Source organism: Azospirillum thermophilum (genome assembly GCF_003130795.1).
Taxonomy (GTDB): Bacteria; Pseudomonadota; Alphaproteobacteria; order Azospirillales; family Azospirillaceae; genus Azospirillum; species Azospirillum thermophilum.
Genome location: NZ_CP029353.1, coordinates 979827 through 1003785, shown reverse-complemented (window position 1 = coordinate 1003785; position 23959 = coordinate 979827). Strand labels below are relative to the sequence as shown.

The window sequence follows — 23959 nt, the reverse complement described above, 5'->3', positions numbered from 1 at the left end:
CACGATGCCCGCAAGCGTGTTGCGGGATGCGGTCGTCGTCGGCTCGTCCTCTTCCATCCGGACTGTAACCGTCGGCCCCGGCCTCTCACCGGGTCTGCTTGACCCCGCCGGCCCCGGAAGGGATCGGCGGGCGCTCGCGGGCTCCCCCTCGTCGCCGAGGAGATACCGCCGGTCGGGATTTCCACCCTGCCCTGAGAACAAGCATCTGTTGTGCCGCCCCGACGGGACGGCGCGTCAAGGCTGCGTCCGGCAGGGCCGTCCTGTCAAGATCCGGTTATCCTTCGCTGCGGCGGAGCAGATAGTCGAGGCCGCCGAAGCGGAACCAGCGGTAGCCGTAGGCCTCCAGCACCAGATCGTGGCGCCCGTCCTCGTCCGGGTCGCTGTGGTCCTCGCTCAGCAGGTTGACGAGGCGGGGCGACTTGCCCTCGCCATGGACGACGAGCGAGAGATCCTGCGGCCGATCCGACAGGTTATGGATGACGACGACGGAGTTGTTCCGCCAGTCGTACCGCATCGCCAGAACCTCCGGCCGGTTGGTGTCGAGGATCCGGAAGTCGCCCCAGCCGATCTCCGGACACTCCTTGCGCATGCGGATGATGCGCTCGGTCCAGTTCAGGAGGGAGGACGGGTCGCGGCGCTGGTGGGCGGCGTTGATGCGCTGATAGCCGAAGGCGCCGCCGCTGATGACCGGCAGGACCGGCGTATCGGATTTGGTGAAGCCGCCCTGCGGCTCGTCCGACCACTGCATCGGCGTGCGGGCGCAGTTGCGCTCCGGCAGCGAGAGGTCGTCGCCCATGCCGATCTCGTCGCCATAGCGGATCACCGGGGTTCCCGGCAGGGTGAACATCAGGCTGTAGGCCAGCTCCAGCCGGCGCTGATCGCCGTTCAGCATGGGCGCCAGCCGGCGGCGGATGCCGCGGTCGTAGAGCTGCATGCCCGGCTCCGGCCCGAAGGCGGCGAAGACCGTCGCCCGCTGCGCGTCGGTCAGCCGGCCGAGGTCGAGTTCGTCATGGTTGCGCAGGAAGCAGCCCCACTGGGCGGAGGCCGGGCGCGGCTTGGTCGCCTCCAGCGCCTTGACGAGCGGTCCGGCATCGGCGGCCGCCATCGCGTAGAACAGGTGCTGGTTGACCTGGAAGTTGAACATCATGTGCATGCGGTCGCCGTCGCGGCCGAAATACTCCATGTCGTCCTCCGGCAGCACGTTGGCCTCGGCCAGCAGCATCGCGTCGCCCTGGCGCCACTGCACGAACTCCCGGAAGGTCCGCAGCATGTCGAACTGCTCCTCCGGCCTGGTGACGTCCGGTCCCTTGGTGGCGATGATGAAGGGCACGGCGTCCATCCGGAAGCCCGACACGCCGAGCTCGATCCAGAAGCCCATGATCTTCAGCAGTTCGGCCTGCACCTCCGGATTGGCGGTGTTGAGGTCGGGCTGGAAGTCGTAGAAGCGGTGGAAGTACCAGCCCCGCGCCTGCCGGTCATAGGTCCAGGTCGATTTCTGGACCCCGGGGAAGACCATGCCCTGGTCGGCGTTCTCCGGCTTGCGGTCCGACCAGACATACCAGTCGCGATACTTGGAGTCGGGACCCTTCCGGGCCGACTGGAACCAGGGATGCTCGTTCGAGGTGTGGTTGATCACCAGATCGATGATGACCCGGATGCCGCGCTGCTTGCAGCCGTGGGTGAACTCCACGAAGTCGCCCAACGTGCCGTAGCGCGGATCGACATTGTAGTAGTCGCTGATGTCGTAGCCGTCGTCCTTCATCGGCGAGGGCTGGAACGGCCCCAGCCACAGGCAGGTGACGCCCAGTCCCTGCAGATAGTCGAGCCGCCGCTGCAGCCCCTGGAAATCGCCGATCCCGTCGCCGTCGGAATCCATGTAGGTCGCCAGCGACAGGTTGTAGATGACCGCGTTCTTGTACCAGAGGTCCTTGATCATATCCGCCCCTCCTTGTTCAGGGCGGACAACAGGGGCGCCGGCCGTCAGTCGCGGGCGAAGGTCAGGAAGGCGACGCGGGTGTCGCCGTAGCGCCGCTCGTCCACCGCCGAGAAGCCGGCCGGCAGGGGAAGCGGATCGCCTTCCGCCACCTCGACCACGGCGAGCGCCCCGGGAGCGAGCCAGCCGGAGCGCGCCAGCGCCTCCAGCGCACGGGGCGCCAGATCCTTGCCGTAGGGCGGGTCGAGGAAGACGAGATCGCACGGCTGCCGCGGTGCCGGCGGCTTCGTCACGTCGGCCCGCAGGATGGTGGCGTTCGCCTCCTCCCCCAGGGTCGCGACGTTGGCGCGCACCGCCTCCAGCGCCGCGCGGCCGAGGTCGAGGAAGCTGCAATGGACGGCCCCCCGCGACAGCGCCTCCAGCCCCAGCGCGCCGGTGCCGCAGAAGCCGTCGAGCACCACCGCCCCGTCGAGGTCGGGCGCCCAGGCGGCATGAGACAGGATGTTGAACAGGGCCTCGCGCGTGCGGTCGGTGGTCGGGCGGGTGTCCCGCCCCTCCGGCGCCACCAGCCGCCGGCCGCGATGCCTACCGCCGACGATCCGCACGGGGCCGCTCCGTCCGCGCACCGCCCGCAGCGCCGCCACCCGCCGGCCGGTTCGGTCCGGCGCCGCGCGGCTTCGGCCCCCGCGGGCCGCTCTTGTCCGGGCCGCTCCGGTCCGGTCCCGCCTTGGCGCGGGCGGGCCGGGAGTCGGTCATCCTGGCCTGATCCGCCTTGGCCTGGGTCGGCTTGGCCGGAGGCGCCTTGCCAGCCGGGGCCGGCCTGGAGTGCACCGGCTTGCCCTGGAACGGCCTGCCCTCGGCCGCCTTGGCGGAAGCGGGCTTGGTGGCCGGCCGGTCGGTCTTGCGGGCAGCGGGGCCACGGCGCTTGTCGTCGCCGGCCTCGCGGCGCTCCTGCAGCTCATGCCGCTTGGCGGCCGAGCGCGGCGGGCGGGCGGCCTTGCCGGCCGGTTCGGGAGCCGCCGGGGCGACCTTCACCGGCTCCGGCCGGGCGGTCCGGGCGGGCTCCGCCGCGCGGGCGCGGGCGCGCTGCTGGGTCGGGGTCGCCTCCTCCTCGGCCTCCTCGCCGGTGAAGAAGCGGGAGACCTGCTCCTTCACGACGCGGCGCGGAACCTCCTCCACCGCCCCTTCCTCCAGCTTGCCGAGCTGGAAGGGACCGTAGGCGACGCGGATCAGCCGGTTGACCTGCAGGCCCAGCGTCTCCATCACCTTGCGGATCTCGCGGTTCTTGCCTTCCTTCAGGCTGACGGTCAGCCAGGCGTTGCGGCCCTGGATGCGGTCGAGCACCGCCTCGATCGGGCCGTACTTCACGCCCTCGATGGTGATGCCCTTCTGCAGCGCGGCCAGCCGCACCTCGTCCACCTCGCCGAAGACGCGCACGCGGTAGCGGCGGGTCCAGCCGGTGGTCGGCAGCTCCAGGAAGCGCGCCAGCTCGCCGTCGTTGGTGAGCAGCAGCAGCCCCTCGGTCGTCAGGTCGAGCCGGCCGACCGACACCACGCGCGGCAGCTCCGGCGGCAGCCGGTCGAACACCGTCGCCCGGCCCTTCTCGTCGCGCGCCGTCGTCACGAGCCCCGAAGGCTTGTGGTAGCGCCACAGGCGGGCCGGCTCCGGCTCCGGCACCAGCTTGCCGTCCACCTGCACGAGGTCGCCGGGACGGACGACGCAGGCGGGGCTGGCCAGCGTCTGGCCGTTGACCGCGACGCGGCCCTCGGCGATCCAGCGCTCGGCATCGCGGCGCGAGCAGAGGCCGGCGCGCGCCAGCCGCTTGGCAATACGTTCGCCACCGTCATGGTCGGCGGCGGGAGAGGTGTCGGTCTTTCGGGCAGTCATTGGCGGACCATACGGCCTGCACCGTCCGCCCGCAACCGCGACTCTGCGGCGGGCCGCGGGATTCTGCGGCACACCGCCCTTTCCGGCGGGCCGGACGGTGCGGATTGGGCGCGCTGTGCAGGACACTTTCGGCGCACAACGGTCCAGGGCGCCGCTTTTCCGTTCCGGATCAAGCGGTTACCGCGGATCATAGGTGTACCGTCATTGTGCATCGCCTGCACGACGCCGGCAGCGAGGCTTGGGTGTGGGCAGGGACCGGGCGTTGATGGCACGAGGATAGCGGAGAGAGGGAAACGGAGCAAGAACACCGTCCATTCGCCCGCCGGCAGCGGACCGGGAGTGCGGCCTTGACGGCGGGTGCCGGCGCTGGGCAGGCTGCGGCGCATGCGCATCCCCTCCCCCATGGACATCGCCTTCGCGGAAGCCGAGGCCGCCGCCGCCCGCGGCGAGGTGCCGGTCGGCGCCGTGGTGGTCGATCCGGCGACCGGCGCCGTGCTGGGCCGCGCCGGCAACCGGACCGAGGAGCTGAACGACCCGACCGCCCATGCCGAGGTGCTGGCGATCCGCCAGGCCTGCGCCGCACGCGGCGAGCCGCGGCTGCCCGGCTGCGACCTCTATGTGACGCTGGAGCCCTGCGCGCTGTGCGCCGCCGCCATCAGCTTCGCCCGGCTGCGGCGGGTCTATTACGGCGCCTACGACCCCAAGGGCGGCGCCGTGGACCACGGCCCGCGCTTCTTCGGCCAACCCACCTGCCACCATGCACCGGACGTCTACAGCGGCTTCGCGGAAACGCGGGCGGGGGCGATGTTGCGGGAGTTTTTCAAGGACCGCCGTCGCGGCTGATGCGGGCCGTTCATCGGTGTTCCGGGTTGCGGCGACACCCGGATGAAACACCGTGCAACACCATGAAACATGGGATTGCTTGATGTTGCACGGGCGCGCCGGGCCGGACATGGTGAGTTGCGGAGCGGGTATGCGGTCGGCCTCCGGCGCGGCAAATCAGTGCTTATTTTCCTATCATGGATGCAGCGGCGCTTCCACCTTTCTGTGCAAGGGGGGGGCGCAGAGAATTGAGGGAGAACGCGTCCGGCCATTGCCGCGCGGCGCCCGGTTGCATATGATGGACTTCACGCAATTTTCAGCGCCAGCATGCCGCCGTACGACCTGCCCAGCGATGTCGCGCCCAAGCCGGCGCCGCCTCATCCGGCGGCGGACAGCGCGGGCTTGGATAAGCTCGAAGCGGCGTTAAACGACCTGAGCAAGGCGGCGGCGGCGCAGTCGCTGACCTACCTGCTGCTGTGGATCTACCTGATCTTCACCGTCACGGCGGTCACCGACTACGACCTGCTGGTGGAGAAGCCGATCAAGCTGCCGGTCTTCGATCTGGAGGTCGGGCTGGTGAAATTCTTCATCGGCGCGCCGGCCCTGTTCTGGCTGGTCCAACTCTACATGGTCCGCAAGGTGGCGGTGATCGCCGACGCGATCCGCCATTACCTCACCTTTGCCGAACGGGAGGCGGCCAAGAGCGCCGGCAACCCCGGCGCGGTGCTGGAGGCACTGCGGCACCGCGTCGACGGCTTCGTCATCACGCGCCTGCTGGCCCGGTTCGAGGCGGTGCGCTGCGGAGACGGAAGCGGCCCGGCGACTCCGCCGCTGCCGCAGGCGCTGACCGTGTTGGCCGCCGCGGTGACGCTGGTGCTGGCTCCGGTGCTGCTGCACGGCGCGTTCCAGATCCGGTTTCTCGCCTACCAAAGCGAGGGCATTACCTGGTGGCACCGCCTCTGCCTGATGGCCGGCTTGGCGCTGTCGGCGGCAACGGCGCGGGAAGCCGGACTGACCTGGGAGGACACGTTGCGGGCGCTGCGCGCCATGCTGGTCGGGTTGTTCGGCGGATTGGTGCCGCGTGGCGCTGCCCAGCCGAAGGGGAAGGACGGAGGTCGGCTCGACTGGGCCTCCCGTCGTCTTGCCGCCATGGTGGCGTCGGCCATTCTCGCCGTTTCCCTGCTGGTTGCCACCACTCCAGGCGAATTTCTGTCCGACGGCGTTGTCATCGAGGGTTCAACGCTGGGGGATTGGCTGACCACGGCAGGGCTTCCCCGCACGCTGAAGCCTCGCGCGCCCCACACAAACATGGTCGCGGCGCAACCCGGCGGTGGCGATACCGCAGGCACGATCGTTCCCGGACCGCTGCCGTTGAACCTCAGCCACCGCGACTTTTCCGGACGAAGCCTGCGCAGAGCGCAGTTGTCAGGTGCCAACCTGAAAGGAGCGGTGTTTCGGGGCGCCAATCTTCAAGGAGCCGACCTGTCTGACGCCCAACTCCAAAGCGCATTGATTCGGGAAACAAATCTGAATGATGCGAATCTGTCCTCCGCGGATATGGATGGCGTGATCGTGTATCGATCGCAAATGGTCGGCGCAGATATGAATTGGGTTAATCTTCAAAAATCTAAGATTTATGAAACAGACCTGAGCAAAGCGGACATCGCTAATGCAAATCTTCAGAAATGCCAGATCACCGAATCGACGTTACAGGGCGCCAATTTAGCATCGGCCACACTCGACGGCGGCAACCTTGTTCAGGTCAACCTAAAAGGAGCAACCTTCTCAGACGCCAGCCTTCGCAAGGTTGGCATCTACGATGCCCAGATGCAAGGGTCAGATCTGAGCAATGCCAAACTACAAGGCGCAGAAATTTTTAACGCGTTCCTTCAACTGTCAGATTTCAGCTTTGCACAAATGCCAGGGGCGGATTTATCACGTGCTCACCTGGAAGGCGCAAACTTTTTCAAGGCCAACCTCATGGGGGCGAATCTTTCGAGAGCGGTTCTCCACGGAGCTTATTTGTACAGATCAGACTTGAGAGGAGCCAATCTTTCAGGCTCTCAGCTTCAGGGCGCCGATTTCTCGGAATCTCATTTACAGGGAGCAAGTCTTGACGGAGCCGCGACCTGGAAAACACGAGCGCACGGCGCAAACATCACCGCGGTTCACTTTCGCAACGGGGCTGAATTACAAAACGAATGGATGGAAGAAGATCTAGGATACCAGATAATACAATGGATCGATCAGACACCGGACAAAAAAATCCTCACGCCAGAAAGGAATCCATCACACGATTTTTACCTAAGATCATACAGGATCTTGGAATTCATGAAACAAGCTAATGACTCATTTGGCGGAATTAGTTTTCACGATTACTTACAGATTGCATCTAAAGCAATGACGCCCACTGGTCGCAGCGTGTATATGACCGACTTGGCCTGCAACGTCGAAGACGGGGATTACGTTCTAAAAGCGACAATCCTGCGCTTGGTCCGATCCGATTACCAAGCAGACGCGGAGAGCGGCCTGACGGCATGGCCATTGGCCGCCGGCATTGCGGATTCCAAAGGATGCCCTGCGGCCGCCGGGCTGAGCGATTCCGACCGCGACTTCCTTGATGCTTTGGCAAACAGATAGTCGGCTGAAGCGAGGCGGGCCTCAGGCGCCATCCTGTGGAAAGCGAAGCGGGGCGCCCTTACCGCCCCACCGCCCGCCAGCCGATGTCGCGGCGGCAGAAGCCGTCCGGCCAGTCGAGCGCGTCCACCGCGCGGTAGGCCCGCGCCTGCGCCTCGGCCACCGTCGGAGCCAGCGCCGTCACGCCGAGCACGCGGCCGCCGGTGGAGAGCACCCGGCCATCCTCCGCGCGCTTCGTGCCGGCATGGAAGACGGTGACGCCGTCCACCGCCCCGGCGGCGTCGAGGCCGCGAATCTCCGTGTTCTTCACATAGTCGCCGGGATAGCCGTTGGCGGCCATCACGACGCACAGCGCCGTCTGGTCGTGCCAGCGCAGGTCGATGCTGTCGAGCACGCCGTCGGCGGCGGCGACCAGGGCCGCCAGTGCGTCGGACTTCAGGCGCATCATCAGCGTCTGGCATTCCGGGTCGCCGAAGCGGACGTTGAACTCCAGGGTCTTGGGCACCGGCTCGCCGTCCGGACCCCTGACGATCATCAGGCCGGCGAACAGCACGCCCTTGAAGGGCTTGCCCTCCGCCGCCATGCCCTTGACGGTCGGCAGGATGATCTCGCGCATCACGCGGTCCTGCAGGGCCGGCGTCAGGACGGGGGCCGGGGAATAGGCGCCCATGCCGCCGGTGTTGGGGCCGGTGTCGCCGTCGCCGACCGCCTTGTGGTCCTGGGCGGAGGCCAGCGGCAGGGCGTTCTGCCCGTCGCACAGCGCGAAGAAGCTGACCTCCTCGCCGTCGAGGAACTCCTCGACCACCACCTCGGCACCGGCGGCGCCGAACCGGCCGCCGACCAGCGCGTCGTCGATGGCGGCGAAGGCCTCCTCCTGCGTGCGGGCGACGGTGACGCCCTTGCCGGCGGCGAGGCCGTCGGCCTTCACCACGATGGGGGCGCCGTGCTTGCGCACATAGTCCTTGGCGGCGGCGGGATCCTTGAAGCGGCCATAGAAGGCGGTCGGCACGCCGTACTTGGCCAGGATGTCCTTCATGAAGCCCTTGGAGCCCTCCAGCTCCGCCGCCGCGGCGCTGGGGCCGAAGGCCTTGATGCCCTTGGCGGTCAGACGGTCGACGAGGCCGAGGACCAGCGGCCCCTCCGGCCCGACGACGACGAAGTCGATCGCATTGTCACTGGCAAAGCCGACCAGCGCCTCCACATCCTCGGCAGCGATGGCGACGCATTCGGCGACGCCCGCGATGCCGGCGTTGCCCGGGGCGCAGTAGAGCGTGTCACACAGAGGGGAGTTGGCGATGGCCCAGCACAGGGCATGCTCGCGCCCACCGGAACCGACGACCAGGACTTTCATGACAGCGACCCCTTCCGCGCTTGTTGCCGACACGGCGCCTTGTATCATGGCCGCACCATGACTCAAGATTTTGATGCCCCCTCCGCGTCGCAGCCCTCCTCCCCGCTGATCGCGGCCGAGCCGCGGCCGGGATCCAACCTGCCGGAATACACGGTCGGCGACCTCGCCCGGCGGCTGAAGCGGACGATCGAGGACGAGTTCGGCTTCGTCCGGGTGCGCGGCGAGATCTCGCAGCCGAAGAAGCACAGCTCCGGCCACTGCTACATGCGCCTGAAGGACGACAGCGCCGTGATCGAGGCGGTGTGCTGGCGCGGCACGGTGGCGAAGCTGGCCTTGCGGCCCGAGGAGGGGCTGGAGGTCATCGTCACCGGGCGGATGACGACCTATCCCGGCCGCTCGCAGTACCAGCTCGTCATCGAGTCGATGGAGCTGGCGGGCGAAGGCGCGCTGCTGAAGATGCTGGAGGAGCGCAAGCGGCGGCTGGCCGCCGAAGGGCTGTTCGATCCCGCTCGCAAGAAGCGCATCCCCTTCCTGCCCGACGTGATCGGCGTCATCACCTCGCCCACCGGGGCGGTCATCCGCGACATCCTGCACCGGCTGAACGACCGCTTCCCGCGCCGCGTGCTGCTGTGGCCGGTGGCCGTCCAGGGCGAGAGCGCCGCGGCCCAGGTGACGGCGGCGATCGAGGGCTTCAACCGCATCGCGCCCGGCGGGGCGGTGCCGCGGCCCGACCTGCTGATCGTGGCGCGCGGCGGCGGCTCGCTGGAAGACCTGATGGCCTTCAACGAGGAGAGCGTGGTGCGCGCCGCGGCGGCCAGCGTCATTCCGCTGATCTCCGCCGTCGGACACGAGACCGACACCACGCTGATCGACTTCGCCGCCGACCTGCGCGCCCCCACCCCGACCGCGGCGGCGGAGATGGCGGTTCCCGTGCGCGGCGAGCTGCTGGTGCAGGTGGCCGACTGCCAGCGCCGGCTGCTGGCCTGCGCCAGCCGTGCCGTGGAGGACCGCCGCCAGCGGGTCGAGGGGCTGGCCCGCGGGCTGGGCGATCCGCGCGCCCTGCTGGAGACCCATGCCCAGCGGCTGGACGACCGGGCGGAGCGGCTGGCGATGGCCGCCGCCGGGCTGGTCGAGCGACGGCGCACCCGCGTCGCCGAGCTGGGCGCCAAGCTGCGCCACCCGCGCGAGAAGCTGATGCAGGCCGGCCAGCGCCTGGCGTCGGAGGCTCGCGCGCTGGACGGGGCGCTGCGCCATGCGGTGACCACGGCGCGCGGACGCTATGACCGGGTGGCCGGGCGCCTGTCGCTCGGCCCGGTGCGGATCAAGGCGGGCGAAGGGTCGCGGCGGCTGGAGGATCTGGCGCCGCGGCTGGCGCGCGGCTACGGCAAGGTGCTTGAGGCGCAGGCGGCGAAGCTGACCGCCACCGGGCAACTGCTGGAGAGCTATTCCTACAAGGGGGTGCTGGCCCGCGGCTTCGCCCTGGTGGAGGATGCCGAGCGCAGGCCGCTGACCCGGGCCGCCGACGCCCTGCCCGGCATGGCGGTGACGCTGGTCTTCGCCGACGGCCGCACCGGCGCCGTGCTGGAGGGCGGGGAGCCCAGGCCCGACACGCCGCCGCCCGCCGCCCAGCCGGGCCCGCACAGGACCGAGAAGAAGGCCGAGCCGAAGAAGCCTCGCCCGGTGCCGCTGCAGGGCACGCTGTTCTGACGGGGTGCGGCGCGCCGGTTGAGGAATCGAGGGCGTTCAGGTGGTGGCGACGATGACGTGCGCCTGGATGCCACCGTCGATCGGGCCATCCCCGAAGCGCCGCGCGAGGGTCTGGGCCACGAGGCCGGTCACCTCGTCGAGACGGGTCGCGTCCCTCGCCTCGATCTCGTGACGCAACGGCGTTCCCTTGCAGAAGCCCATGGCAGGATCGGTGGGCGAGGCGGCCCGGCTGCGCAGCGCCACCGTTTCCATCTCCACATGGGTGAAACCGGCCTCGCGGAGATCCCGGTCGATCCGCTCCCTGTCGTTGTACCCATGGGGCGTGCGGGCCAGGAAGCTGGGCGGGTCCCGCGGGAAGGCCGCCGCGACGGCCGCATGCACGACCGCCGGGATCTCGTTCTCCTCGATGCGACCCCACACGCTGAACAGGAACCGGCCGCCCGGACGCAGCACCCGGCGCGCTTCGGCGAAGCCGGCGGGCTTGTCCGGGAAGAACATCGCTCCGAACTGGCAGACGACGGCATCGAAACTGGCGCTCTCGAAAGGGAGAGTCAGCGCGTCGGCCTGTCGCCATGCCACCTGTGGTGCGTCCAGACGCTGTGCGGCATGGTCGAGCATCGGCTGGTTGAGGTCCGTCGCGGTGATGGCGACGCCCGGCGGAAGGGCGTGGGCCAGGGCACGCGTCAGGACCCCCGTTCCGGCCGCCGTCTCGAGAAGGCGCCCCTCGAAGCCCGCCAGCCGCCCGGCCAGATCAAGGGCATAGGGCTCGAACAGGAATGGGCCGAGGTAGCGGTCGTACAGGGCCGGGATCGATCCCGCGAAGGCTTTGTCCGCTTCGGTCATGACGCTCACCGTGAGCCATGCACGCAAGGACCCAGCCTATTCCCTGCGACGGACGCATGGCGACTGCGATTCGGGGGTCCGGACCTGCTCGTTGGGTGCGCCATCCGACGAAATCACGATGGATGATGGCGCGATGGATGACGGCAGGCGCCGCTGCCCCGCCCGGATCTGCCCGCCCGCCCCGCTCGCGTCGATGTGACGCACCGCGGCCGCCGTGATCGCCGGCCTACCGCCCCTTGCGCCGGGCGGCGCCCCCTGTTCTGATATACTAATATGATTTGGTATGTCGGAGTGAATCCAGGCGGCTCCGCCGGGCCTTGCGGCCGGACGGACCGCGAAGGGAGTGACCAGGGATGATGTGTCTGAAAGCGCTCTTCCGGCGGTTCGGCCGGACCGCGACGGTCGCGGTCGTCGGCGGCACCGCGATCCTCGCCGCCCTGCCGGCCGTGTCGTCCACCGCCGCGGCGGCGCCGCTCGCCGACCAGCAGGAGATCGTCATGTGGCCGAAGGGGCCGCCGGGCTCGGCGCAGTTCCCGGCTCCGCAGCAGGTCCTCGAACGCAGCAAGGATCCGGCGGTCAGGGACCGCGCGGTGCTGGCGATCACCACCCCGTCGCTGCTCGTCTACAAGCCGGCCCACCCGAACGGCACGGCGCTGCTGGTCACCCCCGGCGGCGCCTATCAGCGGGTGGTGATCGACAAGGAGGCGGACGAGATCGCCTCGCGATTCACCGACGCCGGCGTCACCATGTTCCGGCTGGTCTACCGGCTGCCGGGCAAGGCGCAGGCGACCGACGCGCCGCTGATGGACGCGCAGCGGGCGCTGCGCCTGATCCGCGCCAACGCGGCGGAGTGGGGGCTGGACCCGGCGCGGATCGGCGTGCTGGGCTTCTCGGCCGGCGGGCATCTCGCCTCCCAGCTCGCCACGGGCTTCGAGCGCAAGGTCTATGAGCCGGTCGACGCCGCGGACGCGGTTTCGGCCAGGCCGGACTTCCTCGCCCTGGGATATCCGGTCGTCACGATGGACGAACGCTTCACGCACGCCGTCTCCCGGCAGGAGCTGATCGGCGACAGCCCGTCGCCGGAGACCGTCGCCGCCTATTCGACCGAGCTGCGGGTGACGCCGGCGACGCCGCAGGCCTTCCTTTTCCACGCCAACGACGATCCGGACGTCCCGGTCACCAACTCGCTGCTCTTCCACGACGCGCTGCGCCGCGCCGGGGTGCCGGCGGAGATGCACATCTTCCGCCAGGGCGGCCACGGCTTCTCGCTGCGCTTCGCGGTCGGGCTGCCGGCGGCGCAGTGGCCGGACCTGCTGCTGGCCTGGATGAAGTCGATCAGGATGCTGCCCTGAGCGGACGGGCAGAGGGCGGTCAGGCCGGGCCGGCGAAGCTCCAGCGCAGGGTCTCGCCGCTGCGGAAGGGCAGCACGGCGTCGCCCTCGCTGACCAGGACGAGGTCGGGCGTGACGGAGGGGCGGCGCTCCAGCACCACGCGCTCCTCCGCGACCGGCAGGCGGTAGAAGCGGGGGCCGTTCAGGCTGGCGAAGGCCTCCAGCCGGTCGAGCGCGCCGGCCTCCTCGAACGCCTCGGCATAGAGCTCCAGCGCGTTGGCGGCGGTGAAGCAGCCGGCGCAGCCGCAGGCGGTCTCCTTGGCGGCGACCGTGTGGGGGGCGGTGTCGGTGCCGAGGAAGAAGGGTCCCTCGCCCGAGGTCGCGGCCTCCACCAGCGCCACGCGGTGCTTCTCGCGCTTGGCGATCGGCAGGCAGTAGAGGTGCGGCCGGATGCCGCCCTGGAAGATGTGGCTGCGGTTGATCAGCAGGTGATGCGCCGTGATGGTGGCGCCGATCCGGCCGGAGGCGGCGTGCGTCTTCACGAACGCCACCGCCTCGGCGGTCGTCGCGTGCTCGAACACCACGCGGAGCGTCGGGTGGCGCTCCAGCAGCGGGCCGAGGATGGTGTCGATGAAGACCGCCTCGCGGTCGAAGATGTCCACCGCGCCGTCCGTCACCTCGCCGTGGATCAGCAGCGGCATGCCGATCTCCGCCATGCGCTCCAGCACCGGGGCGATGCGGGCGATGTCGGTCACGCCATGGGCGCTGTTGGTCGTGGCGTTGGCGGGATAGAGCTTGGCCGCGGTGAAGACCCCCTCGGCGAAACCGCGCGCCAGATCCGCGGGATCGGTGCCGTCGGTCAGGTAGGCGGTCATCAGCGGCGTGAAGGACGTGCCGTCCGGCAGTGCTGCGAGGATGCGGTCGCGGTAGGCCACCGCGTCGGCCGTGGCGGCGACCGGAGGCTTCAGGTTCGGCATGACGATGGCGCGGCCGAACTGGCGGGCGGTGAAGGGCAGGACCGCCTTCAGCATGGCGCCGTCCCGCAGATGGACGTGCCAGTCGTCGGGGCGACGGAGGACGAGGCGGTCGGGGGCGGTCATGGCGGCTCCGGATGCGGCGGCTGTGGCGGATGCGCTGGTTCTATCCCCAATGCCGCCCCCGCTTCAACGCCGGGACTGACCGGCCCCGTCCGGAGAGGCGCCGCCCCCTCCCCGCCCGGCCGGCACGGGCGGCGGGGGAGCGGCGCAAGGCAAGGCGTTACTGCACGGTCGCGGGCTGGGCGGCGGGCAGGCCCAGCAGGCCGTCCACCTTGGCGGCCTGCTCCGGCGTGACCGGCTTGCCGGCGATGGAGGAGAGCTGCCGGCGCGCCTCGGTCACCGCCTTGCCGCGCTGGGCGGTGTCCTTCAGCGCCGCGGCGGCATGCATCTGTTCGGCATATTTGCCGAGCTGCACCGCCAGCGTGTCCGAGGGCTTGGCCCCCAGCTCCTTGGCGACGGCGTCGGCCTGGGTCTTGGTCACCTCGGTCTTGTGGTGGTCGGCCTTGGGCGTGGTGGCGACCTGGGTCGGCAGGGCCTTCGGCGCCGTGCTCACCGCCGCGGCAGCGCTGGAGCCGGAAGCCTGCGGAGCGGGCGCCTGGGTGGCGGGCGCCTGGGCCGCCGGCGCGGCGGGGGCGGCCTTGGTCACCGGGGTGGAGCTGTCACCGGATGCGGTGGAGGCGTTTCCGGCCGCCAGGGCGGGGGCGGCGGCGAGCATCGCCGCGACCGCAAAGGTCGAAATGGAGGTACGGAAACGCGACCCGCACACGAAACCGGACATGGACTGTCTCCTGTTGGATGAGCGACCCGCATCATCGGATCGCATCTGAATGAACGCAGCGCCCCGACGGAGCATTCCATGGCCGTCCCGAAAAATTTTCCCGGCGTGACGCCCGGCGCGAAAGCCGCTAGAAAAAGCGCGCTTTTCCCCCGGCAGCCGGCCGGGGACCACCGCAAGCCCGGACCGATCCGATGAGCCTGATCACCCCCCGCACCCCGCCCGGAACGATGGAACTGCTGCCGCGCCAGCAGGTGGCCTTCCAGCGCATGCTGGACACCATCCGACACGGGTACGAGCGGTTCGGCTTCGTGCCGGTCGAGACGCCGGTGTTCGAGACGGTCGAGACGCTGCTGACCAAGTCGGGCGGCGAGACGGAGAAGCAGGTCTATTTCGTACAGTCGACCGGCGCCATCCAGCAGGGCCACAAGCCGGAGCTGGCGCTGCGCTTCGACCTGACGGTGCCGCTCGCCCGCTATGTGGCGGAGCATGAGCGCGACCTCGCCTTCCCCTTCCGCCGCTACCAGATCCAGCGGGTCTACCGCGGCGAGCGGGCGCAGCGCGGCCGGTTCCGCGAGTTCTACCAGTGCGATATCGACGTGATCGGCAAGGACGCGCTGTCGCCGCAGTACGACGCGGAGATCCCGGCGGTCATCCACCATGTCTTCACCGAGCTGAAGGTCGGCGGCTTCACGATCAACGTGAACAACCGCAAGGTCCTGCTCGGCCTGCTCGACGGGCTGGGGGTGGACGACGCCGACAAGCGCGTGCTGGTGCTGCGCGAGATCGACAAGCTGGACAAGATCGGCGTCGACAAGGTGCGCGAGAGCCTGACCGGCACGCTCGGCGTCACCGAACGGGCCGCCGACACCATCCTGTCGCTGATCGAACGCCGCGGCTCCAACGCCGAAACGCTGGAGGCGCTGAACGGCCTCGGCATCGACAACGGGACCTTCCGCCAGGGCCTGGCCGAGCTGACCACGGTGATCGAGGGACTGCGCGCCTTCCAGGTGCCGGAGGAGGCGGTGCGCATCAACCTCGCCATCGCCCGCGGCCTCGACTATTACACCGGGACAGTCTACGAGACCTTCCTGAACGACCATCCCGGCATCGGCTCGGTCTGCTCCGGCGGCCGTTACGAGAATCTGGCGAGCCACTACACCAAGTCGAAGCTGCCGGGCGTCGGCATCTCGATCGGCGCCACCCGGCTGTTCTACCAACTCATGGAAGCCGGGCTGATCAAGGACGGCGGCGCCACCGCGCAGGTGCTGGTGACGCAGATGGACCCGGCGCTGTCGGCCGATTACTTCCGCCTGGCGAGCGAGCTGCGGGCGGCGGGGATCAACACCGAAATCCAGCTCGACGGCGGCAAGATCGCCAAGCAGATGAAGTATGCCGACCGTGCCGGCATCCCGGTCGTGCTGCTGATGGGCAGCGACGAGAAGGCCCGCGGCACGGCGACGCTGAAGAACCTGACCACCGGCGAGCAGGTCGAGGTGCCGCTGGCCGACCTGCCGGCCCGCGCCCGCGCCCTGCTCGGCTGACGGCCGGCAAGCGGTCACCCCGCCCCGCCGGCGGGGCGGGTGACCAGCCAGATGCCGGCCGCCACCGGCAGGATGCCGATCAGGTCCCAGGGCTGCACCGTCTCCCCCAGCAGGAGCCAGCCGAAGGCGAGCCCGAGCGGCGGCATCAGGAAGTGATAGGCGCTGGCCACCGTCGCCGAGGTGCGGGCGAGGAGCGCGAACCACAGCAGGTGCGAGCCGATCGACACCGCCAGCACCATGTAGGCCATGGACAGCGCCAGCGAGACGGTGGGGGTGACCGAGACCGGGTCCTCCAGCAGCAGGGCGACCGGCAGCAGGGCCAGCCCGCCGGCCAGCGTCTGCACCCCGCCGTTCACCACCAGCCCCGCCGCCGGCGCGAAGCGCTTGTAGAGCAGCGCCCCGGCGCTGAGCGCCGCCACGGACCCCAGGGCCAGCAGGATCCCCAGCGGATCGTCCACGCCGCCGCCCAGCCGGCCGCGCACGATCAGCCCGACCCCCAGCACCCCCAGCCCCAGCCCGGCGGCCTTGCGCAAGGTCAGCGTCTCCCCCAGGAAGAAGGCGGAGGCCACGGCGGTCAGGACGGGGGCGGCGCTGACGATGATGGCGACCATGCCCGACGAGGCGGACTTCATCGCGGAGAAGCTGAGGCCGAGATAGAGCGCGGTGTTGACCACCCCCAGCCCGGCCAGCAGAAGCCAGCCGCGGCGGTCGAGCCGCCGGAGATGGCCCAGCCCGCCGGCCGCAACCGTCAGGATCACGCCGGCCAGAAGGAAGCGCACCGCCAGGAACAGCAGCGGCGGCGCATCCGCCAGCCCGATCTTCCCCACGGCGAAGGCCGAACTCCAGCCGAGGCAGAAAGGAACCAGCAGGCCGAGGGGGGCGCCCTCCGCCCGCCGGGCCGGCACACACTCCGACATCGTGCTCATGACCGTCCTCCATCCAGAAGCGCCCGTTCCCGGGAAAAGGCTATCGACGGGGGTGGTCATTGAGAAACGAAATGGTGTGATGAATTTCATTCAGAGAATGGATGAATAACGGCCGGAGCGGATCATGGCGGAGCTGGACCTGACGTTGCTGCGCACCTTCGTGTCGGTGGTGGAGGCCGGAGGCTTCACCCGCGCGGGGGAGCGCATCCACCGCACCCAGTCCACCATCAGCCAGCAGATCCGCCGGCTGGAGGAGTCGGTCGGCGTGGCGCTGCTGTCGCGCGATACCCGCTCGGTGGCGCTGACCGACGAGGGGGAGCGGCTGCTGGCCTATGCCCGGCGGATGCTGACGCTGAACGACGAGGCCCGGTCCATGCTGTCCGGCGAGCGGGATGCGGTGGAGACCGTGCGGCTGGGCGTGCCGGAGGATTACGCGGTCGACCGGCTGCCCCGGCTGCTGTCCGAATTCGCCCGGCGCAACCGGCGGATCCGGCTGGACGTGCGCTGCGACATCAGCGTCCGGCTGCGCGCCGGCTTCGAGACGGGGGAGTTGGACCTCGCCCTGCTGAAGCAGGAGCCGGGGCGGCCCGGTGCGGTCTCGGTGTGGCGAGAACCGCTGTGCTGGGCCGGGCCGGCGGACGAGCCGGTCCACCGCGAGGACCCGCTGCCGCTGGTGCTGTTCCCGCTGGGCTGCGTCTACCGCAACCGGGCGGTCCACGAGCTGGACGCGGCGGGGCGGCGCTGGCGGATGGCCTATTGCAGCCCGAACCTGTCCGGCATCCAGGCGGCGGTGACCGCCGGGCTGGGGGTGAGCGTGCTTGCCCGCTCCGCCGTGCCGCCAGGGGCGCGGGTGCTGGGACCGCAGGACGGGCTGCCGCGCCTGCCGGACACCGAGCTCGCCCTGCTGGCCGGCGATCGGGCGGGCGACGGCGTCCGGCTGGTCGCCGACATGCTGTGCCAGTCGCTGACCCCGCCGCTGGCGGAAGAGATGGCGTAACGCCATCGTCGAAGGGATGGTCTGCGCCGCCGGTTAAACCCCGCAGGCATCCGGAGCGTTCACCGGCGACAGGCGGATGCGATGCCGGGTGCCGCGACCGCTGCCGGGATCCAGGTCGACGGTGGCGGCGGCCTGCACGGCCAGACGGCGGATCAGCCGGTAACCGAGCGAGCGCGGGCGCTCCTCCAGCATTGCATCGGCGAGGCCGATGCCGTCGTCGGCGACGAGGATGGCGACGGCCCCCTGGGCGTCCCGGCGCGCCTCGACCCGGATGGTTCCGGGGCGGCCATCGGGAAAGGCGTGCTTCAGGGCGTTGGTCAGCAGTTCGTTGACGATCAGCCCGATGGGCACGGCGCGGTCGAGCGGGAGGGGGAGCGGATCGGCGTCGACCTCCACCGCAAGACGCCCCCGCAGCCCGGCGACGGCGGTGACGAGCGAGCGCAGATAGTCGCCGAGGTCGACGCCGGACACGGTGTCGGCGCCGTGAAGCTGCTCCTGGACCAGCGCGATGGAGCGGATGCGGCCGGCCGCCTCGCTCAACCGGTCGCGGGTCTCCTGCTCGGCCGCGCCCTGGGCCTGCATGTCCAGCAGCGCGGTGATGAGCTGCATGTTGTTGCGCACGCGGTGATGCACCTCGCGCAGCAGCACGTCCTTGTCATCGAGCGCCCGCTTCATCTCCGTGACGTCGACGCAGGAACCGAAATAGCCGGCGAACCGCCCGGCGGCATCCTGGTAGGGCCGGCCATTGTCGAGCAGCCAGCGATAGACCCCGTCATGGCGCCGCAGCCGGTAGGTCATGGAGAAGGACTCGCGCCGGTCGAAGGCGCCGGTGAAGATGGCGAGGCAGCGATCGAAATCCTCGGGATGCACGCCCTCGGCCCAGCCGAAGCCCAGTTCCTGGTCCATGCCGCGCCCGGTAAAGTCCAGCCAGGGCTTGTTGAAGAAATCGCAGGCCTTGGTCGTGTCGGCCCGCCAGATCATCACCGGCGCATTGTCGGCCAGCAGGCGGAACTGCTGCTCGCCCGTCTGGTTCCCCACGGCCCCGTCGAGGCCGCCCTCCCCCGGATCGTGCTCCGTCATCCCCGTTCGCTCCACTCCGCCACCCGCTTGTCCCGTGACGGCGTCATCATTCTATGGCAGGAATGCGACACTTCGTCACATGCAATCGGTGGCACGGACGGCATGTTCGGTCCAGTAGGAGAAAAGTTCGCATCGGGTCGCCCGCCCCTATCGATCCGGGGCGCCGTGCTGGCTCCAGCCGGGCGGGACGGCGCCGGCGGCGGGGCGGGGGGCCGCCCGGTCCTGCGCGTCCTGGTCGCCGAGGATGAGGCGATCACCGCGATGCACATCGAGGACATCCTTCTCGAGCTCGGGCACGAGGTGGTGGGCACGGTGGACAACGGCCCGGACGCGGTGGCGGCCGCCGGACGGCTGCGCCCCGACCTGATGCTGATGGACATCCGGCTGGCCCGCGACAGCGACGGCATCGCGGCGGCGACGGAGGTCTACCGGGCGCTCGGCATCCGCTCCGTCTTTCTCAGCGCCCATTCGGATACGCTGACCCGCGAGCGCGCCGCAGCAGCGCTGCCGCTCGGATTCGCCGTCAAGCCTTTCTCGACGAGCCAGCTCGCGGTTCTGCTCGACGGCGTGTGCGAGGCGCTCGGCAGGAAGGGTTAGCGGCGGCGGGGCAGCCGGCCCGGAAGATTCGCCCGCTGCAGCTTGGCCCCGCTGAGGTCGGCGCCGTCCAGGTCGGCCCGCGCGAGGTTGGCGTCGGTCAGGTTGGCCTGCGCCAGCGTCGTGCCGACGAGGAAGGCGCCGCGCAGGTCGGCCCCCATCAGGTTCGCCGCCCAGGAGCGGCCGGTCGGCCGTCCCGACGGATCCTTGATCTCCGCCGGGCCGAGCCGGACCCGCGTCAGGTCGGCCCCGGTGAGCTGGGCATAGCTGAGGTTGGCGCCGCTGAGGTCGGCGCCCATCAGGTTCGCCCCCTCCAGGTTCGCCCCGGACAGGTCGGCCATGATCAGGCGCGCGCCGGTCAGCGCCGCCGCCGAAAGGTTGGCCCCGCGCAGGCAGGCGGCGGACAGGTTGACGCTGCGCAGGTCGGCGCGGCTGAGGTCGGCGCCGTCCAGCTCCGCCCGCTCGCCGCGCTGGCCGAAGCTGTCGATCCAGCGTTCATGGTCATGGATGATGCGCTGGATCTCCGATCCGATGCTGTCGATCGGCCGGGTGAACTGGGCGGTGGTCAGCATCGTGCGGGACAGGTCGCAGTCGGTCAGCCGCGTGCCCACCAGATCGGCATTGTCGAACACAGCCCCATCCAGCACGGCGCCGGACAGGTTGGCGCCGTTCAGCCGGCTGTCGCTGAGGTTGGTGCGCGCCAGCACCGCCCCGCTCAGGTCGGCATTCTGCAGGATCGAGCCGGTGAGGTCGGCGTCCGACAGGTTGGCGCCGCGCAGCACCGCCCCGGTCAGGTCGGTCGGGATGCCGCCGCCGGCGGTCATGCCGTTCTGCAGGCGCAGCAGGGCGAGCTTGTGCATCTGGCGGGCGGCGTCGGCCTCCAGCAGCTCGGCATCGGAGGGATTGCCGCGCCGGGCGCTGCCGCCGGGCTCCAGCGAGCCGGAACGCATGTCGGCGCCGCGCAGGTTGGAGTTGGAGAAATCGGCGTCGCGCAGCCGGGCCCCGCGCAGATCGGTCTGCATCAGGTTGGCGCGGCTGACGTCGGCATCGCGCAGGTCGGCGCCGAACAGGTCGGCCCCGGCGAGGTTGGTGCCGTTCAGCCGGCCGCGAGCCATCCTTGCGCCGACGAGATGCGCGCCGCGCAGGTCCCGGTGCGACAGGTCGACACCTTCCAGGTCGGCCATCGCCAGGTTTGCGCGCGCACCACCCGGCTGGCCCTTGATCCAGCGGGCATGCCTGTCGAGCATGTCCGTCAGTTGATCGGACCGAAACGAAGGGGTGGTCTGCGGAGAGAGGGCGTTTGCTGTGGACACGGAAAAACAACACGGTGCGATGTTTTCGCTACCTGGATCATGCCCTGCAATTCCTTACCGAAGCCTGAACGGTTGCCCCTTTTGCGCTCGATCTTTCGGTATAGTCCTCTGCTATTTCGCAGATGTCGAGTGTCGAAACATCCAGTGTTGTCGATAATTTTCAGCAATTTTCCCTTAACTATGCGCCGATTCTTATCATAGGCCGGTACGAGTTCACTGGACACATCCGCTGCTTCATCGCGAGACCTCCGGATGCCGCCCCCGCGACTCGAGCGGAGCGGTTACAGCCGGTTTCAAGAATGTAACATGAACAGACGGGCGCACCGAAGCGGGCCAGCTTGACCGGGGCCGGGCCGGAAGTCCCGGAAAGCCCCGACCGGCGATTCTTTAATCATTGGTTTCTTGACAGAAACTGGTCCCAATCCGCTAAAGAACCGGACGTTCCGGTGAAGGCCCTGCTGCCCGGCCCGGAACGCCCAGGGGAATGGGGGATACATGGAAGAGACCAAACTGCCGCCGGCGGCCGCCGGCGGGGCCGGCAGCCGTCTTGGCCGCCGCGACCTTCTGCGGGCCGGGCTGGGCATGGCAGCCGCCGCATCGGTCCTGGTTCCGGGCGAATCCGAAGCCGGCCTGCGCGCCCCGCCACGGCATCTTTCCTTGATGAACCTGCACACCGGCGAGCGCATCCAGGCCGAATACTGGGCCAAGGGCCGCTACCTGCGCGACGGCATGCGCGAGATCAACCGGCTGCTGCGCGACCACCGGACCGGCTCCGTCCATCCGATGGACCCGAGGCTGCTGGATCTGGTCTATGCACTGACCCGCAAGATCGGCAGCCGGAATCCGGTCCACGTCATCTCCGCCTACCGCTCGCCCGAGACGAACGCGATGCTGCGCGAGGCGGACGGCAGCGGCGTCGCCCAGAACAGCTTCCACATGCAGGGCAAGGCGATCGACCTGCGCATCCCCGGCCTGCCGCTGGGCCACCTGCGCAAGGCCGCGCTGAGCCTGCGCGGCGGCGGAGTCGGCTATTACCCCGACAGCAATTTCGTCCACGTCGACGTCGGCCCGCTGCGCCACTGGTAGTCCCGTCCGGCGGGCGGGTCCGCCCTGCCCGCCCCTGTCCTGCCGCGGAACGGGCCGGCTGCCCGCTCCCGCCCGCAGCTTCCCCCTTGCTCCCCGGGCGGAAGATCCCATTTAGCAGAAGCGAATGCTGCCCGGTCGGAAGACCGGAGCCGGATGGCGCGGCGGAAAACCCGGCCCCGCCCTCTCCACCACCGACTACGCCCCGTCCTGCCGTGGCTGCCGTCATCGCGTGACGGCGGCCGGGGCCGGCCCGGGCGTTTTCCGGTGGCCGTCCCGTTTCCCTGTCCAGCACGCCTCTGCCGCCGGCCCCGACGCAACCGGACCAGCCAGGACGGCAGAGGCCCGGATCCTCGAAGGAGGAGGATCATGGCCCTGCATCTCACCTGGTCCTTCAAATCCCCCCATCGGCTCGCGCTGGACGGCGCCGGCCGCTCCATCGAACTGCGCTACGAGGCCGCCGGCTTCGACAGCGGCTGGCTCGTGCTGATCGACGGCCAGACCGCCGCGCGCTGCCCCGACCTGACCAGCGCGCAGGACAGCGCGCTGGTGCTGGCCGCCAACTCCCTGACCCCCGCATCCCTGCTCCCCACATCCCTGGCCCCCACATCCCTGGCCGACACCGTCTGCTGACGCCATTTTCAAGGAAGACACCCCGAGGACGACCGATGGCTGGACATCTCGACGAACGACTTGCCTTCCCCACCATGCTCGACCCGGTGCTGACGGCGCCGGACGATGATGACGCCGCGCTCGAGTCGGCGATCAACGAGGTGGCGGAGGCGCTCGCCGACAGCGGCGCCCTGGTGCTGGACGCCTTCGGCCGGCCGGCCCAGGGGGCGACGGACGAGGAGGCGGTGCTTGGCCTGCTCGACACCTACGTGCGGGTGCTGCTGCATCTGGGCGAGGTGGAGGAGGCCTCGACCATCGGCGACCTGATCGACCGGATCCACCGGCTGGACCGCCGGCGCAAGCGCCGCAATCACCGCGCAAGCTGACCGGGTCGTACAACCGCGCTGGGCAGGACGTCCGGCGGGGATGACGTCGCGTCATCGGCCGGAGGACATATTCCCCCGATCCGGGAGCCGATCCGACAAGCCGCCCATTTACGTTGAGCCTGCGCTTGATCCATAAACGCAGGGACATCGACTGGCGGAGCCGTCGTCTTGCGCATCCTGATCGTGGATGATTCCCCCCACCATCGGAACATGATGGTGTACGAGCTGAACAAGCTCGGCTGCAGCACGGTCACCGCCGGCAACGGGGCCGAGGCGATCGAGGCGACGGCGCACGAGCGCTTCGACGTGGTCATGGCCGACATCAGGCTGGCGGACATGACCGGGCTGGAGCTGTGCTGGCACCTGCGCACCCGCCAGGGGCTGCGCCATCTCTACCTGATCATCATGATCCCCGGCAGCATGACCGACCAGTACCACGAGCTGGTCGAGGCCGGAGCCGACGAGTTCCTGCGCAAGCCGCTGGACTGGAAATGGGCCTCCGCCCGGCTGCTTGCGGCGTCGCGCGTCGTCGCCATGCAGCGCGAGCTGGAACGGCTCGCCACCACCGACCCGCTGACCGGCGCGCTGAACCGCCGCCGCTTCCTGGAGCGCGGCGCGGAGGAGATGACCCGCTCCAGCCGCTACGAGCGGCCGCTGTCGCTGCTGATGCTGGACATCGACCATTTCAAGCGGGTCAACGATACCCACGGGCACGCCACCGGCGACGAGGCGATCCGCATGACGGTGCGGGTCTGCAAGTCGGTGCTGCGCGGCCCGGACCTGATCGGGCGGCTGGGCGGCGAGGAGTTCGCCGTCCTGCTGCCGGAGACCAGCCCGGTCAACGCCTATGCGGCGGGCCAGCGCCTGCGCGAGCGGCTGGCCGCCGCCTCCCTGCCGCTGGAGGGCGGCGGCGCGCTCGCCCTGACCATCAGCATCGGGCTGGCCTGGCTGACCCGCGCCGACACGAGCCTGGAGGCGCTGATGGCCCGCGCCGATGCCGCGCTCTACCGTGCCAAGAAGGCCGGCCGCAACCGGGTGGAGATCGAACCGCAGCTCCCGCTGTCGTCGCTGCGGGGATCAACCTGCCCCACCCTGCCCTGAC

The 23959-nt window shown here is 69.8% G+C and carries 21 protein-coding genes and 1 riboswitch; of the genes, 11 read left to right on the top strand and 10 right to left on the bottom strand.

Translation table 11 applies throughout. The features are described 5' to 3' along the window. Positions 1 to 41: 41 nt before the first annotated feature. Positions 42 to 203, bottom strand: a riboswitch (FMN riboswitch). 71 nt (positions 204 to 274) lie between these two features. Genes DEW08_RS10825 through DEW08_RS10815 form a run of 3 tightly spaced genes read right to left on the bottom strand, consistent with a single transcriptional unit; the run spans position 275 to position 3820 of the window. Then, on the bottom strand, positions 275 to 1936 hold the full coding sequence (locus DEW08_RS10825) for an alpha-amylase family protein (protein ID WP_109327018.1): 1662 nt from the start codon (positions 1934 to 1936) through the stop codon (positions 275 to 277). Positions 1937 to 1980: 44 nt separating this feature from the next. Next, positions 1981 to 2538, bottom strand: a complete 558-nt coding sequence (gene rsmD / locus DEW08_RS10820; RefSeq protein WP_245986570.1) for a 16S rRNA (guanine(966)-N(2))-methyltransferase RsmD — start codon at positions 2536 to 2538, stop codon at positions 1981 to 1983. Further along, complete coding sequence (locus tag DEW08_RS10815; protein WP_109327017.1) at positions 2519 to 3820, bottom strand: pseudouridine synthase; 1302 nt, start codon at positions 3818 to 3820, stop codon at positions 2519 to 2521. Before DEW08_RS10815 ends, rsmD begins: the two co-directional genes overlap by 20 nt. A gap of 384 nt (positions 3821 to 4204) precedes the next feature. Here DEW08_RS10815 and DEW08_RS10810 point away from each other — a divergent pair, with 384 nt between their 5' ends. Beyond that, positions 4205 to 4663: a nucleoside deaminase gene (locus DEW08_RS10810; RefSeq protein ID WP_109329737.1), complete on the top strand. Its 459-nt coding sequence runs from the start codon at positions 4205 to 4207 to the stop codon at positions 4661 to 4663. A gap of 306 nt (positions 4664 to 4969) precedes the next feature. Continuing rightward, complete coding sequence (locus DEW08_RS10805; protein WP_109327016.1) at positions 4970 to 7282, top strand: pentapeptide repeat-containing protein; 2313 nt, start codon at positions 4970 to 4972, stop codon at positions 7280 to 7282. 58 nt (positions 7283 to 7340) lie between these two features. Here the strand turns inward: DEW08_RS10805 and purD are convergent, their stop codons facing one another. Continuing rightward, positions 7341 to 8630 carry a phosphoribosylamine--glycine ligase gene (gene purD, locus DEW08_RS10800; protein WP_109327015.1) on the bottom strand — a complete coding sequence of 430 codons (1290 nt, stop codon included), beginning with the start codon at positions 8628 to 8630 and terminating at the stop codon, positions 7341 to 7343. A 57-nt stretch (positions 8631 to 8687) separates the two neighbouring features. On the opposite strand from purD, the gene xseA reads away from it, so the two are divergent. Continuing rightward, positions 8688 to 10337, top strand: a complete 1650-nt coding sequence (xseA, locus tag DEW08_RS10795) for an exodeoxyribonuclease VII large subunit (RefSeq protein WP_109329735.1) — start codon at positions 8688 to 8690, stop codon at positions 10335 to 10337. Positions 10338 to 10373: 36 nt separating this feature from the next. Here the strand turns inward: xseA and DEW08_RS10790 are convergent, their stop codons facing one another. Then, positions 10374 to 11180: a class I SAM-dependent methyltransferase gene (locus DEW08_RS10790; protein ID WP_109329733.1), complete on the bottom strand. Its 807-nt coding sequence runs from the start codon at positions 11178 to 11180 to the stop codon at positions 10374 to 10376. Positions 11181 to 11533: 353 nt separating this feature from the next. On the opposite strand from DEW08_RS10790, the gene DEW08_RS10785 reads away from it, so the two are divergent. Continuing rightward, entirely contained in the window at positions 11534 to 12532 is a 999-nt protein-coding gene (locus DEW08_RS10785) for an alpha/beta hydrolase (protein ID WP_211107204.1), read from the top strand. Between the two features lie 19 nt (positions 12533 to 12551). Here the strand turns inward: DEW08_RS10785 and pyrC are convergent, their stop codons facing one another. Both pyrC and DEW08_RS31140 read right to left on the bottom strand, forming a co-directional pair. Next, entirely contained in the window at positions 12552 to 13610 is a 1059-nt protein-coding gene (gene pyrC, locus DEW08_RS10780; RefSeq protein WP_109327014.1) for a dihydroorotase, read from the bottom strand. Positions 13611 to 13767: 157 nt separating this feature from the next. Further along, the gene (locus tag DEW08_RS31140; protein WP_168220341.1) at positions 13768 to 14325 is read right to left on the bottom strand and encodes a hypothetical protein; all 558 of its coding nucleotides are present in this window, start codon (positions 14323 to 14325) and stop codon (positions 13768 to 13770) included. Between the two features lie 191 nt (positions 14326 to 14516). Here DEW08_RS31140 and hisS point away from each other — a divergent pair, with 191 nt between their 5' ends. Then, positions 14517 to 15866 (top strand): histidine--tRNA ligase, encoded by a 1350-nt coding sequence (gene hisS / locus DEW08_RS10770; protein WP_109327012.1) that lies wholly within the window; start codon positions 14517 to 14519, stop codon positions 15864 to 15866. 14 nt (positions 15867 to 15880) lie between these two features. Here the strand turns inward: hisS and DEW08_RS10765 are convergent, their stop codons facing one another. Next, entirely contained in the window at positions 15881 to 16792 is a 912-nt protein-coding gene (locus DEW08_RS10765) for a DMT family transporter (RefSeq protein WP_181449444.1), read from the bottom strand. 124 nt (positions 16793 to 16916) lie between these two features. Between DEW08_RS10765 and DEW08_RS10760 the strand changes: the two genes are divergently transcribed. Next, positions 16917 to 17789 carry a LysR substrate-binding domain-containing protein gene (locus tag DEW08_RS10760; protein ID WP_109327011.1) on the top strand — a complete coding sequence of 291 codons (873 nt, stop codon included), beginning with the start codon at positions 16917 to 16919 and terminating at the stop codon, positions 17787 to 17789. Positions 17790 to 17822: 33 nt separating this feature from the next. Here DEW08_RS10760 and DEW08_RS10755 read toward each other — a convergent pair whose 3' ends face one another. Further along, complete coding sequence (locus tag DEW08_RS10755) at positions 17823 to 18869, bottom strand: sensor histidine kinase (protein ID WP_109327010.1); 1047 nt, start codon at positions 18867 to 18869, stop codon at positions 17823 to 17825. A gap of 165 nt (positions 18870 to 19034) precedes the next feature. Between DEW08_RS10755 and DEW08_RS10750 the strand changes: the two genes are divergently transcribed. Then, a complete protein-coding gene (locus DEW08_RS10750) occupies positions 19035 to 19466 on the top strand; it encodes a response regulator (RefSeq protein WP_168220340.1) in 432 nt (143 codons plus the stop codon). On the opposite strand, the gene DEW08_RS10745 is transcribed toward DEW08_RS10750, so the two are convergent. Further along, the gene (locus DEW08_RS10745) at positions 19463 to 20710 is read right to left on the bottom strand and encodes a pentapeptide repeat-containing protein (RefSeq protein WP_109327003.1); all 1248 of its coding nucleotides are present in this window, start codon (positions 20708 to 20710) and stop codon (positions 19463 to 19465) included. The two genes, DEW08_RS10750 and DEW08_RS10745, sit on opposite strands and share 4 nt — an antisense overlap. A gap of 561 nt (positions 20711 to 21271) precedes the next feature. On the opposite strand from DEW08_RS10745, the gene mepK reads away from it, so the two are divergent. The 4 genes from mepK to DEW08_RS10725 all read left to right on the top strand — a co-directional run bounded on the left by mepK (position 21272) and on the right by DEW08_RS10725 (position 23958). Continuing rightward, positions 21272 to 21862: a peptidoglycan L,D-endopeptidase MepK gene (gene mepK / locus DEW08_RS10740; protein ID WP_109327002.1), complete on the top strand. Its 591-nt coding sequence runs from the start codon at positions 21272 to 21274 to the stop codon at positions 21860 to 21862. A 366-nt stretch (positions 21863 to 22228) separates the two neighbouring features. Continuing rightward, complete coding sequence (locus DEW08_RS10735; RefSeq protein ID WP_109327001.1) at positions 22229 to 22492, top strand: hypothetical protein; 264 nt, start codon at positions 22229 to 22231, stop codon at positions 22490 to 22492. Between the two features lie 35 nt (positions 22493 to 22527). Then, positions 22528 to 22857 carry a hypothetical protein gene (locus tag DEW08_RS10730; protein ID WP_109327000.1) on the top strand — a complete coding sequence of 110 codons (330 nt, stop codon included), beginning with the start codon at positions 22528 to 22530 and terminating at the stop codon, positions 22855 to 22857. Between the two features lie 168 nt (positions 22858 to 23025). Next, positions 23026 to 23958 carry a GGDEF domain-containing response regulator gene (locus tag DEW08_RS10725; protein ID WP_109326993.1) on the top strand — a complete coding sequence of 311 codons (933 nt, stop codon included), beginning with the start codon at positions 23026 to 23028 and terminating at the stop codon, positions 23956 to 23958. Position 23959: the final 1 nt, after the last annotated feature.

Bases quoted from the DNA above. Each gene is read 5' to 3' on its own strand.
- DEW08_RS10825 (WP_109327018.1), bottom strand. From the start codon at position 1,936: ATGATCAAGGACCTCTGGTACAAGAACGCGGTCATCTACAACCTGTCG.
- pyrC (WP_109327014.1), bottom strand. From the start codon at position 13,610: ATGACCGCCCCCGACCGCCTCGTCCTCCGTCGCCCCGACGACTGGCAC.
- DEW08_RS10785 (WP_211107204.1), top strand. From the start codon at position 11,534: ATGATGTGTCTGAAAGCGCTCTTCCGGCGGTTCGGCCGGACCGCGACG.
- xseA (WP_109329735.1), top strand. From the start codon at position 8,688: ATGACTCAAGATTTTGATGCCCCCTCCGCGTCGCAGCCCTCCTCCCCG.
- DEW08_RS10815 (WP_109327017.1), bottom strand. From the start codon at position 3,820: ATGACTGCCCGAAAGACCGACACCTCTCCCGCCGCCGACCATGACGGT.
- DEW08_RS31140 (WP_168220341.1), bottom strand. From the start codon at position 14,325: ATGTCCGGTTTCGTGTGCGGGTCGCGTTTCCGTACCTCCATTTCGACC.
- hisS (WP_109327012.1), top strand. From the start codon at position 14,517: ATGAGCCTGATCACCCCCCGCACCCCGCCCGGAACGATGGAACTGCTG.
- purD (WP_109327015.1), bottom strand. From the start codon at position 8,630: ATGAAAGTCCTGGTCGTCGGTTCCGGTGGGCGCGAGCATGCCCTGTGC.
- DEW08_RS10765 (WP_181449444.1), bottom strand. From the start codon at position 16,792: ATGAGCACGATGTCGGAGTGTGTGCCGGCCCGGCGGGCGGAGGGCGCC.
- mepK (WP_109327002.1), top strand. From the start codon at position 21,272: ATGGAAGAGACCAAACTGCCGCCGGCGGCCGCCGGCGGGGCCGGCAGC.
- DEW08_RS10790 (WP_109329733.1), bottom strand. From the start codon at position 11,180: ATGACCGAAGCGGACAAAGCCTTCGCGGGATCGATCCCGGCCCTGTAC.
- DEW08_RS10745 (WP_109327003.1), bottom strand. From the start codon at position 20,710: ATGCTCGACAGGCATGCCCGCTGGATCAAGGGCCAGCCGGGTGGTGCG.
- DEW08_RS10730 (WP_109327000.1), top strand. From the start codon at position 22,528: ATGGCTGGACATCTCGACGAACGACTTGCCTTCCCCACCATGCTCGAC.
- DEW08_RS10760 (WP_109327011.1), top strand. From the start codon at position 16,917: ATGGCGGAGCTGGACCTGACGTTGCTGCGCACCTTCGTGTCGGTGGTG.
- DEW08_RS10755 (WP_109327010.1), bottom strand. From the start codon at position 18,869: ATGACGGAGCACGATCCGGGGGAGGGCGGCCTCGACGGGGCCGTGGGG.
- DEW08_RS10805 (WP_109327016.1), top strand. From the start codon at position 4,970: ATGCCGCCGTACGACCTGCCCAGCGATGTCGCGCCCAAGCCGGCGCCG.
- DEW08_RS10810 (WP_109329737.1), top strand. From the start codon at position 4,205: ATGCGCATCCCCTCCCCCATGGACATCGCCTTCGCGGAAGCCGAGGCC.
- DEW08_RS10735 (WP_109327001.1), top strand. From the start codon at position 22,229: ATGGCCCTGCATCTCACCTGGTCCTTCAAATCCCCCCATCGGCTCGCG.